Source organism: Glutamicibacter sp. NPDC055354 (assembly GCF_053644955.1).
Map to the genome: position 1 here is coordinate 112,304 of NZ_JBSHMB010000004.1, position 13,738 is coordinate 126,041.

General features: G+C 63.3%; 13 protein-coding genes and 1 pseudogene. 6 read left to right on the top strand and 8 right to left on the bottom strand.

What is annotated here, in order from left to right; genetic code table 11:
* Positions 1-6 precede the first annotated feature (6 nt).
* The 3 genes from fepB to ACWICV_RS15600 form a co-directional block, all read right to left on the bottom strand.
* Positions 7-1,032: a Fe2+-enterobactin ABC transporter substrate-binding protein gene (fepB, locus tag ACWICV_RS15590; RefSeq protein WP_402473707.1), complete on the bottom strand. Its 1,026-nt coding sequence runs from the start codon at positions 1,030-1,032 to the stop codon at positions 7-9.
* 154 nt (positions 1,033-1,186) lie between these two features.
* On the bottom strand, positions 1,187-2,953 hold the full coding sequence (locus ACWICV_RS15595) for a lipase family protein (protein ID WP_402473706.1): 1,767 nt from the start codon (positions 2,951-2,953) through the stop codon (positions 1,187-1,189).
* A 112-nt stretch (positions 2,954-3,065) separates the two neighbouring features.
* On the bottom strand, positions 3,066-4,259 hold the full coding sequence (locus ACWICV_RS15600; RefSeq protein ID WP_402473705.1) for a siderophore-interacting protein: 1,194 nt from the start codon (positions 4,257-4,259) through the stop codon (positions 3,066-3,068).
* A 207-nt stretch (positions 4,260-4,466) separates the two neighbouring features.
* On the opposite strand from ACWICV_RS15600, the gene ACWICV_RS15605 reads away from it, so the two are divergent.
* The gene (locus ACWICV_RS15605; protein ID WP_402473704.1) at positions 4,467-4,814 is read left to right on the top strand and encodes a zinc ribbon domain-containing protein YjdM; all 348 of its coding nucleotides are present in this window, start codon (positions 4,467-4,469) and stop codon (positions 4,812-4,814) included.
* 135 nt (positions 4,815-4,949) lie between these two features.
* On the opposite strand, the gene ACWICV_RS15610 is transcribed toward ACWICV_RS15605, so the two are convergent.
* Positions 4,950-5,546, bottom strand: coding sequence for a CGNR zinc finger domain-containing protein (locus tag ACWICV_RS15610; RefSeq protein WP_332728319.1), 597 nt, complete (start codon positions 5,544-5,546; stop codon positions 4,950-4,952).
* 103 nt (positions 5,547-5,649) lie between these two features.
* Between ACWICV_RS15610 and ACWICV_RS15615 the strand changes: the two genes are divergently transcribed.
* From ACWICV_RS15615 to ACWICV_RS15630, 4 genes and pseudogenes are all read left to right on the top strand, one after another.
* Positions 5,650-6,705 carry an LLM class flavin-dependent oxidoreductase gene (locus ACWICV_RS15615; RefSeq protein ID WP_402473754.1) on the top strand — a complete coding sequence of 352 codons (1,056 nt, stop codon included), beginning with the start codon at positions 5,650-5,652 and terminating at the stop codon, positions 6,703-6,705.
* Positions 6,706-6,765: 60 nt separating this feature from the next.
* The gene (locus ACWICV_RS15620; protein WP_402473703.1) at positions 6,766-7,395 is read left to right on the top strand and encodes an isochorismatase family protein; all 630 of its coding nucleotides are present in this window, start codon (positions 6,766-6,768) and stop codon (positions 7,393-7,395) included.
* Between the two features lie 153 nt (positions 7,396-7,548).
* Positions 7,549-8,445: pseudogene (locus tag ACWICV_RS15625) on the top strand (FAD-dependent oxidoreductase); the annotation flags it as partial.
* Positions 8,446-8,713: 268 nt separating this feature from the next.
* A complete protein-coding gene (locus ACWICV_RS15630; RefSeq protein WP_400291141.1) occupies positions 8,714-8,929 on the top strand; it encodes a hypothetical protein in 216 nt (71 codons plus the stop codon).
* Here the strand turns inward: ACWICV_RS15630 and ACWICV_RS15635 are convergent.
* Together ACWICV_RS15635 and ACWICV_RS15640 are read right to left on the bottom strand one after the other, a co-directional pair.
* Entirely contained in the window at positions 8,912-9,592 is a 681-nt protein-coding gene (locus tag ACWICV_RS15635; protein ID WP_402473753.1) for an NADPH-dependent F420 reductase, read from the bottom strand. The two genes, ACWICV_RS15630 and ACWICV_RS15635, sit on opposite strands and share 18 nt — an antisense overlap.
* Before the next feature lie 16 nt (positions 9,593-9,608).
* Positions 9,609-10,652, bottom strand: coding sequence for an LLM class flavin-dependent oxidoreductase (locus ACWICV_RS15640; protein WP_454091302.1), 1,044 nt, complete (start codon positions 10,650-10,652; stop codon positions 9,609-9,611).
* A gap of 209 nt (positions 10,653-10,861) precedes the next feature.
* On the opposite strand from ACWICV_RS15640, the gene ACWICV_RS15645 reads away from it, so the two are divergent.
* Positions 10,862-11,389: a hypothetical protein gene (locus ACWICV_RS15645; RefSeq protein WP_402473701.1), complete on the top strand. Its 528-nt coding sequence runs from the start codon at positions 10,862-10,864 to the stop codon at positions 11,387-11,389.
* A gap of 150 nt (positions 11,390-11,539) precedes the next feature.
* On the opposite strand, the gene ACWICV_RS15650 is transcribed toward ACWICV_RS15645, so the two are convergent.
* Together ACWICV_RS15650 and ACWICV_RS15655 are read right to left on the bottom strand one after the other, a co-directional pair.
* Entirely contained in the window at positions 11,540-12,892 is a 1,353-nt protein-coding gene (locus ACWICV_RS15650; protein ID WP_402473700.1) for an enterochelin esterase domain-containing protein, read from the bottom strand.
* Positions 12,876-13,724 carry a siderophore-interacting protein gene (locus tag ACWICV_RS15655; protein ID WP_402473699.1) on the bottom strand — a complete coding sequence of 283 codons (849 nt, stop codon included), beginning with the start codon at positions 13,722-13,724 and terminating at the stop codon, positions 12,876-12,878. The genes ACWICV_RS15650 and ACWICV_RS15655 overlap by 17 nt, the downstream gene beginning before the upstream one ends.
* Between the last annotated feature and the right edge of the window lie 14 nt (positions 13,725-13,738).

Here is a 13,738-nt window from a genome sequence, read left to right on the forward strand (position 1 = left end):
ATGCTGCTACTCGAGCTCAGAAGAGCCCAGACCTGGAAATTCGTGTTCGAAATAGTCCAAGATCTTCTGGGTTGCGTAGTAGTCCAGAAGGTGGGCAGTGGTGAGCGGGAAGACGCTGCCGCTCTGCACCGATGGCAGCTGGGCTAGTGATTCATCCGAGGTAAATGCCGTGGTCGCTTTCTTGTTTGCGGCCAAGAGGAAGGTGGCATCTCCAGTGAGCGTTGCTGGCAGATCCCTGTAGCTGACGAAACTGAAATCTTCCCTTGGCTGTGTGGAAGTGTCGAACTTCTTTGGCGTGGATACCACCGTGAAGCCGAGTCCTCTGAACAGCTGCGCATGCGGCCCGGTGGTTTTAGCGATCGGGGATATGCCATGGGCTGCGTAGGAAATGATTGAAGCCGTGGTTCCGGATGGGATTGCCAGCATGCTTCTCAGTGCTGAAACCCGTTCGTTAATGGCTGCAGTGTTCTGCTCTGCTCGTTCTGCGGTACCAGTGGCTTCCCCGAGCAACTTTGAAAGTTCGTTCCAGTCCTTATCTGCGTAGTCCACGACAATGGTTGGTGCAATCTTCCTCAGCGCACCTACGTTGTCGACTTCGGAGTCTGCTCCTGTTGCCGCCACGATGATGAGGTCGGGTTTCTGGTCCTCGATTTCTTCCAGATCGAACTTCCCGATCTCGTAGAGCGGATCAACTTTGCGGTCCGAGGCAACATCAGCCCAATGCTTGAAGAAACCGTCGCCATCGGTATCAGGCCCCGCCGGCGCCGTTGCGCTGGCAATGACCGGCGCGTCCAGGGCCAGCAGTGAACCCGTGAGTCCTACCGAGGTCGAGACGATACGTTCAGGTTTTGCCGGGATCCGTATGGGGTCATGCATTGAATCAGTCAAGGTGCGTGGCCAATGCCCGGCTTCAAATGCCGCGGTGCCCGCATCTCTCCCTTGCTCGTCAGGTAACGCCGCGCAAGAGCCAAGGGAAAAGGCCAAGATGCCAAGGCACAAGGCAACTGCGATTCGGGACAAGCTGGGACGCACTAGGATTCTCCTGGGCCGACGGCCAGAAAATGGCTAGGCGGCATTGAGCGGCAATGAATTACTGGAAGTCTTTCCGAACCTATTTTATGTTCCCCAGACACGGGCCCGTGCGCTGGTACAAGAACAAAAGGAATCAGAGTGGCATCGCAAACGGTTATTTCCTGCACAGGGTGGAGCCTTCAGGGAAAGCTGGCTTCCCCTCAAGCAGCGAGTGGGTGAAGGCGACAAGATCTTCATTGAGTGCCGAGTCTGCCCCGACGAGCGGCATGTGGTCCAGTCCGGAGTACTCGAGGTAACCAATCTGGGCATCCGGGGTGCAAGAACTTCTGAAGAACTCGCGCTGCATCGAGGGCAAGACCAATGAATCAGCAGCGCCCTGGGCAATGAACGCCGGGTAGCCCGCCGGAACGATGGACGAATTGCGTTTCAGCACCGAGTGCAGCTGGCCGTCGAGAGCCTCGGAACTGAGAATCGGTTCGAAGAGCTGGCTGGCCTGGGCCAACCCGGTCAGCGCGCCCGTACCGGAAAAGCAATTCTGGGATAGCTGGTTTACCGCCATGCGAGAACGGGTCGTCAACCGCTCGTCGATGCCCAGATCCGGATACAGCTGGTTCCAGCTGGCGGCAATGTAGCTGGAAATGATTTTTCCCGCCGCGGTATCAGCAACCGACTCGGCCAATTCCGGAAGGTTGGTTGCCGGGGCCATGGCGGCGATGCCGAGAATCTCCAGGTTCGGAGCGTAGTCCCCGGCGGCTTCAGCCGTAGCCAGAGCCGCATGCCCGCCCTGGGAATGGCCCCACACTACGCTGGACTGTCCTAGCCGGACTCCTCGTGAATGCAGGTCTTGCAGCTGACCTGCAGCAAGAGTCGCGTCAAGCACCGCGTACGCCTCGGCAGCCGGAATCAAATAGGGATGAGGGCCGGCGGTGCCCAAGCCGACGTAATCGGTAGCGACTACTGCCCATCCGCCAGCCAACATGGTTTCACGGGCAGCAGCTGGACCATCATCATAAGGATTCGGTCCCATGGACAGCGCGCACTGGGACATGACGCCCTTGGTCCCATTGGCCCATGAGATGACAGGTAGGGTTCCCGTGGCGGACTCGGCCACGGTCACCACGCCCGAAGCTATTGCAGGAGAGCCATCGTGACCTTGCGTCGTATACAGAATTCGCCAGGCGAGAGTGTTCGGCAGAGTGCTCTTGGCCAGCGGTTCCGCGCGCAGCAACTGGCCATGGGCAGCAGGAACGCTAGCTGGCGGCAAGTAGAAATCATCCGCGGCGGCCGTATCGCTTTGGCTATGCAGAAAAGCGGTGATCGTTCCGAGCCCGAGCACGGCGATGAGGCCAATGGCGCTCAATCCTGTCAGGCTCGCGCTACGCGCAGCGCGGAGCCAGCCAGGAATTGCCGGAAGGCGAGGCCGGAGAAAAGACCACAAGCAGTGGACTCCCAAAAGGAATAACCAGCCGCCGAAAGCGACGCCGAGCACCCACAAGGAAAGCCTGGGCCAAAACATCACCAGAGCCGCGCCAAAGACACCGGCAAGTGCTGTGAGAGCGCCGCGGAAGGAATGCTGCCGCTGCCCGCGGAGCACCGCTGCAAGTCTGAGCACTCCGCCCAGGAGAAGAACCAGTGAAGTCGCCAAAGCCAGGACCGGCAAGCTGGCCCGATGCCAGAGCGGGAGGGCGACCCCGCTGAGCACCAGCAGGCCGCCAGAAAGCATCACTGGCCAGCGGCGAACGGAGTCCTGTTGAGCCTCGGCAAGGCGCACCAGGCCCGCAATCAACAGGCCAGCGCCCAGCAGCCAAATAATCAGCCGGACCGCGCTCGCCGAGTTGAGCATCAGGACGAGTCCGAGGGCAATCAGCAAAACACCGCCGAGAAGGCGCGCGAAGTTGCTGGTGCTATCGTGCTGAGCCATGGACACTCCTCGGATAACCAGTGCGGATGCGATGCTTCCAAGGTTATCCGGAGTTAAAGAGCTTGTCCCTGTGCGTGCCGTTGTGATGCTGCGGATCACTCTGATCCAGCTTTTAGCGGCGTAATCTCCCCTCGCGCAGGGTCCAGTAAGAGGAAATGTGGGAGGAACGCTTGTCGAGGTGCCAGTGCCGCGCAACTTGGCTGATCTCTTTAACCGTGGAACGCTCGGCATGAGCGATTAGCCCAAGCCGCAGATGGGGCAGCGGCAAGGAACGGAGCTCATCGGCCAGCAGTGAGCTGCGGCCCGCCGGAACGCCGTCACGCGGCAGCCAGCGTAAATCAACGCCTGGAGGATGTTTCACGTCAAACATTGCGTTCTGATCGGCAACTTCGAGCAACGCTAGACCGCGCGCATCCGAGGGCAATGCTTCGAGGGCTTTGCAGATCGCCGGGATGCCTGCTTCATCCGCGGCCAGCACGTAGTAGTCGGTATTCAGCGACAATGATGACTTGCTCCGTGAGGGGGAAATAACCAGTGGGTCCCCGGGCTGCGCTGTCCCGGCCCAATGGCCAACAGTCCCAGACTCCCCATGAACTACGAAGTCGATCGCAATTTCCGGCACAACCGCGTTGATCCAACGTATCGTGTACGACTTGGAACGCGGAACCTGATCGCGGGGCAGGCGCTGCCGCAAGGCGCGCAGATCATAGGGAGGCTCTAATCCGAGGGCGGGGTCAGCGGCAAAGACTTTCACGTATTCATCAATCGCCCCGTTGGAACGGTAGCCATCCAGATCGGGGGCGCCAGCGATGATGCGCACCATCTGGTCGTTCAGCTGTTCTACCCGGGTGATGGTCAGAATGTGCTGATCCACCTTTTCCCTTGGCGGATCCAGATATCCCAAGGCGGGGGTGTGCTGGGCCAAGGGCTCCTCGTAGGTTTCCGAGTAGCTGCGCGTCTGCGCAGGAGCAAATGGCTGCGGGGCAAGCTGCTGCGCGGGCCCCTGCGCCGTCGAGTGGTGGTAGTGCTTGAACGAGGTGCGCAGTGTCTTATCCAGGACTTTGCGTGCCGCGGTGAGTGCCGCCGCGGCGCCGGCACGTTCGGCAGCGGCCAGCAATTCGTCGGTTTCCTGCTCGTTGAGCACAGAGCTGTTGCCGATGTTCCGGTACAGCTGCTCTTTGGCCATCGCGTATCCTGCCTTTGCCCCGGCCTTTTCGGCCTGAGCGAGGATTTCCAGGGTGAGCCCTTCCCTTGGCGTCACCGTGTACTGCGGACCGTAGCTCTTGTACTTGTGGTGCTTAGACATGGTGTGCCCCTAACCCGGCCGGTGTGGGCACCAGCCTGTATGCCTGAGTATGGGGTATATCCGGCGTGGAAAACAAGTAATTTCAAGCTGGAGGGCAGGAAGTGTTCAAGGCCTGGGGTTCGTGCCATTTCCAGCGCGGAATTCCGGGGATTATTCGATATCCGATTCATTCGACATGGGGCATATCCGGTCACTAAAATCAGCTTCATGTCTGATACCTTGCCACCGTGCCCTGAATGCTCCAGCGAGTACACCTACGAAATGGATGCCCTGCTGGTCTGCCCAGAGTGCGCACATGAATGGAACGCTGAGGCCGAAGTAGCCGAAGCTGTCGAAGCAGAGATCAAGGATGCTGTCGGCAATGCGCTGCAGGACGGAGATACCGTCAGCATCACCAAAACCATGAAGGTCAAGGGCGCGCAGAGTGCGCTGAAGGCCGGAACCAAGGTGCGCAATATCCGCTTGGTCCAAGGCTCTGGCGACCATGATATCGCCGCCAAGGTGGACGGCTTCGGCCAGATGGAACTGAAGTCTTCCGTCGTCAAGAAGATCTAGGCGTTCCGCCCGCAGTTCCTCAGGCTCCCAGCATCTACGGATGGTGGGAGCCTTTAGTGTTCCATGCTGCTTGGCACGTGCCACGGCATGCAAGGTGCTCGGCTGCGCCGCCGGCGGGAATCCTCAGGCCATGGGCTAGGCGGCAGAAGAATCCTGCTGGCTCTTCTTCTTGGCGTACGAACGGGCCGCCCGCACGCGATCACCGCAACGCGTGGAGCACCAATGCCGGCGGCCATGGGTCTTGAGCAGGTAGCGGGTGCATGGCTCGGCTTCGCATTGGGCCAGCAGGCCCGCTTCCTCGCTGCTCAGAAGTGCTGCGGCGTCCTCGGCAAGTCGCGACATGGCGTGCTCGGTCAATTGCGTGGCGGGGTGTTCCAATGCGCGGAAGAATCCCTTGCCCGGCTCATGGTGCAGCAATGGGGTGCTCGGTGCTGCCAGCAGTGCGGCGTTGATGCCCTGCAGCACTTCCCGGGCCACGGGCGTGCCCGTGGCGCTGGCATGGAAAGCTTTCCTGATCTGGCTGCGAAGGGTGACCAGCCGATTCTGGCAATAGCTTTGCAACGCTGCTTCCTGGGGCACGAGACCCCGCACGATGAGCCATTGCGTGGTGTCCTCCGGGCTAGCCAGCGCGTCGAAGCTCTTGCCGCCAGGCAGCTGGATTTCGCTGTTGGCCAGATCAATGCTGCAGTGCTGCGCGGTTCCGGGGCTCGGGGGAAGGGGCATCTGGGACATGTTCCTCATGGTATCAGTATTGCTTTACCGTGATCACCTGCTAGTGTGTGTATCACGGTAAAAAATAGAAATAACATGAGAAAAGAGGTTGGCCTTGCAGCCAGTGCCACGATTCGGCTCCGCTCCCTTCGCCCTGTCGGTTCACACCGGAGGCGGACCCGGTGTAGGGCAAACCGCCCAAGATGGCCTGCAGGACACCATCGATATCGCCAAGGCTGCGGATCAATCCGAATATCACCGTTTCTGGATGTCCGAGCACCATGCCATGCCCGCGCTGTCCGTCGCATCGCCGCTGCTGATGATGGCCCGGCTCACCGCCGACACCCAGCGGATCAGGTTGGGCGCGGGCGGAGTGATGCTGCCCAACCATGCGCCGCTGGTGGTCGCGGAGCAGATCGGCATGCTCGAAGCGCTGGCTCCCGGGCGCATCGACCTGGGAGTCGGGCGCGCGCCAGGAACCGATGGGGCCACCGCGGCCGTGTTGCGCCGCGGAACCGGAGCCAACGAAACCTTCGACGAGCAACTGGCCGAGCTGGTGGGATTCCTGAATGATGATTTCCCCGCAGGGCACCCCTACAGCGAAGTCCATGCCGTGCCCGGCCCGTGGCAGAACGAGCAGAACCGCCTGCCCGCACCGGAAACGCAGACCCCGTTGTGGATCCTGGGCTCCTCGCCGTATTCGGCGCAGCTGGCCGCGCGGCTGGGCCGGCCCTACGCCTTCGCCTTGCAGTTCGGCGATGCCGATATCGACACCGCGCTGCGCATCTACCGCGAGAATTTCGTGCCTTCGGCAGTGCTCGACCGTCCGTACGTGCTCATCAGCCAAAGCGTCATCGCGGCCGAGGATCCAGAATACGCCCGTGCCGAGGCCTCGACCATGGCGATGGCCATGCTGCGGATGTTCAAGCGTGAACCCTTTGCACTGCTATCCGCCCAGGAGGTCGCAGGATATCCGGCCACGCTCAATGAGCGAGCGATCATTGACATGTACACCAACCGCACCCTGGCCGGCACGCCTTCCGAAGTGGCCCAGCGCCTGGAAGCGCTGCAGCAGTGGACCGGAGCGGATGAGTTGATGATGGTCCTTGGCAGCCACACCCCTGGCGCAGCGGTGCAAACCGTGCAGCTCATGGCCCAGCACTACCGGCCGGCTAAATAAAACCTGAAACACCCGGTGCCGTATGGCGCCATCTCGACACATCGGAAAGAGGAACTCACTATGTCCGCACCACGCAGAGCACTAATCGTCATCGACGCACAGCAGGAATACTTTGATGGCCTGCTGCAGATCCAGTACCCGGATCGCGAGCAGTCGGTAGCCACCATCGCCAATGCCATGGACGAAGCGGCAAAGGCCGGGATCCCGGTGGTTGTCGTGCAGCACCAAGCGCCCGAGGGATTCCCCGTCTTCGCCCCGGAATCCGCTACCTATGCCCTGCAGCCGCAGATCCAGGATCGGATGGAAGCTGCAGAGCACCAATTCTCCAAGAACTATGCCAGCATCTTCGCGGGTACAGGCCTGGAAGAGTGGCTTCGCGAGCGTGAAATCACCACGTTGACCCTGGTGGGCTACATGACCAATAACTGCGTGATCGGTTCTGCCGCGGCTGCCGAACCGCTGGGGTTCGCCGTGGAAGTGCTCTCCGATGCTACCGGCGCGATCGACATTGTCAACGCTGCCGGTTCCATCCCCGCCCAGCAGGTGCATGAAACCCTGATGGCCGTGCTGAATTCCAGCTGGGCTGCGGTGGCCCCGACCGCTACCTGGATCGAGGCAGTGGCATCGGGTGCTGCACTGCCCGGCGATAACCTCATCGAATCAGCTGCTCGTGGCCGTGCCGGCCAATAGCCAGGTGAGCGTCCTGTAACTGGCGGATCGCATCTTGTAAAAGGTGTGGTCCGCCATTTTTCATCTCCGGGCTGTCCGGGCAAAGGTTGACGCAAGCGGCCTGCGCGAACAAGACTCGGGCTAGGACAAGGCGGCAACAGCTAGGGGTTCATCGTGGGTTCAGCAAGCGCGGACGGACAACTCGACGCGATCATCATCGGGTGGGGCAAAGGCGGCAAGACCCTGGCAGGCACCCTGGCCCGGGCCGGGCAGCGGGTGGCGTTAATCGAGCAGTCCACCCAGATGCATGGCGGCACCTGCATCAATATCGGTTGCGTGCCGACCAAGGCCTTGATCCACGATGCCGAATCCCGCGATGGCGCCGGATACGACCAGCAGGTCTTCCAAGCCGCCGTCCAGCGCCGGGACAAGCTCACTGCCATGATGCGCGCCAAGAATTTCTCCATGCTCGACGACCTGGAGTCGGTGCTGCTGGTCAACGGCAAGGCCGCATTCACCGGACCTCGAAGCATCAGGGTCACTGCCGGTTCCGATGAGCTGGAGCTGAGCGCGGCGAAGATCATCATCAACACCGGCGCGCTTCCCGCGGTCCCGGACATTCAAGGGGCGCAGATCGGCGGGCGGGTGCATGATTCCACAACGATCCAGCATGCCCAGCTGCCCAAGACCCTGGCTGTGGTGGGCGGGGGATATGTCGGCATCGAGTTCGCCTCCATGTTTGCCCAGTTCGGATCGAAAGTCACGGTGCTGGATCGCGGAAGCCGTGCACTGTCCAAGGAAGACCCGGATGTGGCCCGGGAAGTCCAGTCCTGCCTGGAAGACGCCGGCGCCGTGATCACCAGTTCTGCTTCGGTGCGTTCGATCAGCCAGGACGAGCATGGCGCCACCGTCAGCTACGAACGCCAGGGCCGGACGCACCAGCTGCAGGCGGATGCGGTGCTGATTGCCCTGGGGCGGGTGCCGAATACTGCCGGCCTGGGGCTGGAAGCCGCCGGGGTCCGGACGGGCACCCGCGGGGAAGTCGTGGTGGACGAGTTCCTGTCCACCAATGTCCAGGGCATCTATGCCCTGGGCGACGCCAACGGCGGTCCCCAGTTCACCTATGTCTCGCTCGACGATCACCGGGTCGTGGCCAGCGGGCTGCTGGGAGACGGAACACGCAGCACCAAGGACCGGGTTGCTGTTCCGTACACCATCTTCACCACCCCGCCGCTGGCTCGCGTCGGCTTGAGCGAGGAGCAGGCTGGACAACAGGGACTGCAGGTCAGGATCGCGGTGAAGAAAGTTTCCGAGATCGCCGCCATGCCGCGCCAAGATCGTGGGCGACCCGCGGGGCATCATCAAGTTCGTCGTCGATGCGCGCAGCGAGAAGATCCTCGGAGCGGCGCTGATGCACGTGGACTCCCAGGAAGTGGTGAATCTGGTGGCGCTGGCCATGCGGCAGCGAATGAGTGCCGCTGAACTGCGCGACCAGATCTTCACCCATCCCTCGTCCACCGAAGCGCTGAACGAGGTGCTAGCGCAGCTCGGCTGAGGCCTGGACCTGGGCGGCGTCGATGAGCGCTGCGAGCTCGGCCCGCGGCTTGTTCGCGCCGAAGGCAGGCTGGCCAGGCTGCAGGCGCAAGCCTTCAGCCAGGGATCCTATCGGCAGCGGATCGAAGCCGAAATCGTCAACGATCCGGGCTGCCTGGTCAACGTCGGAGTCCAGATCGCCGGCCAGCGCGATGGCCTTGCGGCGCTCGGCGCCGGCCGGACGGGACTCGTCCTCGAGGTCGTGGTAGCCCATGTGGTTGAAGGCCTTGACGACCCGCGAACCTGGCAGGAACTCCTGGATCAAATTGCTGGTGGAGACCTGAGGGCCGTTCAGGTCCTCGCGGATGCCATCCGTTTCCCACCAGTAGTTCATGGCGTCGATGACCAGCTTGCCTGCGAGCTCGGCAGCCGGAATATTCCGGTACTTGCCCAGTGGCAGGGCCAGTATGGCAATGTCGGCTTCCCGCGCGGCGGTTGCCGGATCCACGGCCAGCGCGCCCGGAGTCAGGATCTCGATGGTCAGGGCAATGGCGCCGGGGTCGCCGGAGCCGGCGATGAGCACCTTGTAGCCGGCCTGCAAGGCGCGGCGGGCAAGAACCGTGCCGATCTTTCCAGCGCCGAGGATGCCGATGGTCTGCTGTGTCATTTTCTCTCCTTCAGGCAGGTCTTCGAATCCGGGTCTAGCTCTCGGAAAGCATTTCGCGTACCAGCGGGATGACCTTTTCGCCGTAGAGTTCCACGGCACGCAAGCGGGCGCCAGCTTCTACCGCGCCGCCGGAGTAGATCAAATCGAAACGGCCGATATCCAGGGACTTGAGGGTCTTGGCGATCTTGCGGGCCACGGTTTCCGGCGAGCCGACGTACAGCGAGCCTTCGCTGATCTCGTGCTCGAATTCTCCGCGGCCCATTGGGCTCCAGCCACGGGACGCGCCGATGCGGTCACGCTGTTCCTTGTAGGCGTCGAACATGTGCTCGCGGGCCAGCTCGTCGGTTTCTGCCACGAAGCCGGGGGAGTGCAGGCCCACGGGCAGGGTTGGGTGGCCGAACTGGTCGTTGGCCCGGCGGTACAGGTCGATGTAGGGTGCGAAGCGCTCGGGGGACCCGCCGATGACAGCGAGCATCATGCGCAATCCGTAGTGCGCGGTGCGGATGACCGACTGCGGGGAACCGCCCACGCCCACCCAGGTGTTCAGGCGGCCGGACTCGGTCTTCGGGAATACTTCCATATCCTCCAGCGGTGCACGCTTGGTTCCCTGCCAGGTCACCGGCTTTTCGTCGAGCAGCTTGTGGAACAGGTCGATCTTCTCGTCGAAAAGCAGTTCGTAGTCAGCCATGTCATGGCCGAACAACGGGAAGGACTCGGTAAAGGAGCCGCGGCCCAGCATGACCTCGGCACGTCCGTTGGACAAGGCATCAACAGTGGCGAAGCGCTGGAAGACGCGGACCGGATCGTCGGAGGACAGCACGGTCACGCCGGATCCGAGGCGGATCCGCTCGGTCGCCGTGGCAATGCCCGCCAGAACGGTCTCGGGGCTGGAGATGGCGTATTCCGGGCGGTGGTGTTCGCCGACAGCGATCACATCGACGCCGGCCTGATCGGCCGCGATGGCTTCTTGGACCGTGGCGCGGATGCCCTTCGCATGGGTTACCAGCTTGCCTGACTTGTCGCTGGGTACGTCGCCAAAGGTGTCGAGGCCGAATTCGATGTTCTCGAAGGCGTTCATTGCGTGTTCCCCGTTTCAAATACTTGGTTGATGCATCAATTATCACCTTAATTCATTGACGTGTCAACTACTTTAGTTTGGCCCTCTCCAGCTGATCTATTGAGAGCTGCAAAGGAGCCAAACTGCAACGGATTCGTGCTGGATTGGACTCGCCGCGCACGGCTACGGTGGGAACGCCATTCGTTCGAGTTTGGCGAGGAGGAATTACCATGCGAACTCAACGAACCTCCCCGGTGCCATTGGCGCTCGCTGTTGCGGTGCTCATGCTTGCGGCCGGCTGCAGCCAAGGCCCCGGCAGTGAAACGCCCGAAAGCCCGCCGCAGCCAACCAGCGCTGATACTGCTACCGCGGAGCCGCCAGCCAGCACCGGCGCCTCTACTGAGGCGCAGAGCGCGGATCCGGCGGTGAGTTCCGCGGAGCCCACCACAGCCGCCCTGACGCTGTTCTATGTTGCCGTGGGCGATGAGGGGAAGTCGGGGTCGGAGATCGGCTGCGGCGACTCGCTGGTCGCGACCGAAACGGGACCAGAGGAATTCACCAACCAAGTCGAGGCCTCGATCACCGCACTCCTGGCTGATGACGAGGAAATGCTCGGAGAATCAGTGCTGCGCAACGCCTTGGCCGGCTCCGACCTCGACTACGTTTCATCGGCGGTGGAAGGCGATGCGGTGACCGTCGAATTGAGCGGAACCGTGAAATCCGGCGGCGCCTGCGATGATCCGCGCATTGTCGAATAGCTCCAATACACCGCGATGACCGCGGCCGGTACCGGCGAGGCCCGGATCCTTGTTAACGGAAAAGAGCTCGAAGAAGTGCTCAGCGCCAAATAATCTGCCCAAACAAGAACGGCGGCCCTGCCCAAAGAGGAGGACCGCCGCCAACTGCACTCAGTGGCCTGCCGCGGGATAGGCGCGCACCAGCGCGGAAAGCAGTTCCGGTGCCCACCAGGCCCAGTCGTGGCCGCCGGAGAACAGCTGGTACTGGATGCGCTGTGCAGCATCGCTGCCCTGCAAGGCGCCGAGGGTCTGCGCACAGGATTCGGCAATGCGCGTTTCATAGCACCCCGCCTGGATTTCCAGCTCAACGTGCGCAGCCAATGACTGCAGCTGCGCGGACACATCGGTGTGCCACAGCGAGGGGGATTGCGCCACTGCCTTGCCGAACAGTTCCGGGTAAAGCAGAACCCCCAGCATCGCGGCGAGACCGCCGAAAGACGAACCGGTGAGCAGCGTGCCGGCAGGATCGGCCCGCACGTTGAAGCCGCTGCGCGCCCAGGGCAGGAACTGCCCAGCCAGCGAGCGGGTGGTGCCCGTTGCGTGCGGCAACTCGTCGGAGCGCAGCGGAATCGACGTGGAATCCACGAACATCACGTGCACCGGCGCCAGCACTTTGGCGTTGATCGCATTGTCCAGGCTCTCGGCGAAGGACAGGTGCTTCACCCAGGTGGCCCCGTCATGCACGACCACCAGCGGGGTCGGCTCCTGCTGGGCGCCGGATTCGCTGCCTGGCGGCTGGTACATCCACACGCTGCGTTCGCGTGCGCAGTTCTCATCCTGCACAAGGTGGTGGCTCAGCCGCGGGTGCAACCCCTGCGTGCCGGCCTCGGCCGCACCCCAGCCGCCCAGCGATGGCCCACTGCGCCCCGCGGCGGGAACCGCCGGGGCCAGATGCGGGTTGGCCGTGGCCTGGGGGCCACGGAACACCGACACCGCGGCGCCGTTCATGGTGGCCGAACCCCGCGGGTTCAGCGGATCGGGGCCTCCGCCATCAGCCACCAGCCGGATCGCGCGGCGGTCCGCTGCCTGATGCCAGGGGGCCGGGCCGTCACCGCGGTGCACGGTGATCCGGTAGGAGGCGACCCAGTCGGCAGGCACCAGCAGGGTAATGCTCCACAGGCGCTCGCCGGACTGCTCGAATTCGCTGGCCGCCAGGTCCTCATGGTCCACTAGCGCATTGGCCGACAGGATCACCGCCCGCGCCGGATCCGCGGGCTGCTCGTCGAGGAACAGGAACGTCGCATGCACCATGTCCTGGCCGCCAACGCCTGTCGTGGCGCAGCGGTCGACCAGCGGGTAGTCCAGGCTGCCCGCGGCCAGGGCCGCCGGCAGGGCGGCGATGCCTTCGGGACTGACCCGGGAAGCGAGGAATCCGCGCGCCCGCGGGGTGGCCGCCCCGTTGCCGCGGGCTTCGACCCGCGGTGCTGCCGCGGCGTACGGGGTGCGCTCAGTGTGCATGGGCATGCTCATGTCCCGGGCGCTCGTAGTCCATCTCGTCCTTGACCCGGTCATGGTCCGAGTCCTTGCCGTAGGCCACCTCGTCCATCGATTGGTGCCAGTAGCCGATGATCAGCCGGTTGGCGCGCTCGATCCCTACGCGGGCCGCCCACTTGCGGGCGAAGCGCACCACCTGCGACTCGGCCCCGACCCACAGGTGCACGCCGGAAAAGTCTGCGTGACCGGCCGGCGGCTGCAGCCGGTCCATCGCCTCGATGAGCAGCCCGGCGCTTCCCGCCGGCGCCCCGCCGCGCGTCAGCCAGTGCACCTGCACGCCCTCGGGCTTGGCCAGCGGGTGGATGTCGTCCTCGTCCGCCACCTCGATGAACACCTGGCCGAGCTGGCCGGCGGGCATCTGCTCCAGGGTGTCGCTGATGGCAGGCAGCGCGGTCTCATCGCCGAAGAGCAGGGCGTGGCCGCCGGGCTTGAGCACCAGCCCGCCGCCGCCCAGGGCGCCGAGCACATCGCCCGGGGCGATGCGTTCCACCCAGGCGCTGGCCAGCCCCTCGTCCCCGTGGCGGACGAAGTCGATGGCCAGCTGCGAGGCCGGCTGGTCCATGAAGCGCACCGTGTAGGTGCGCACCCGCGAGCGCTGGTCGCCGGTGAAGACCCAGCGTCCGCGCTCGTCCTCGCCGGGCTGGTCCAGCGCCTTGCCCGGGGCAGGGAAATAGATCTTGATGTTCGGCACGCACGGCGGGGCGGCCAGGTACTCGGCCACCCCGGCTCCGCAGAACACCACCCGGCGCATCCGCGGGGTGTAGTCGATGATCTCCTCGACGATCATTTCATTGGCTGGCATGGGTGCTCCTCGGG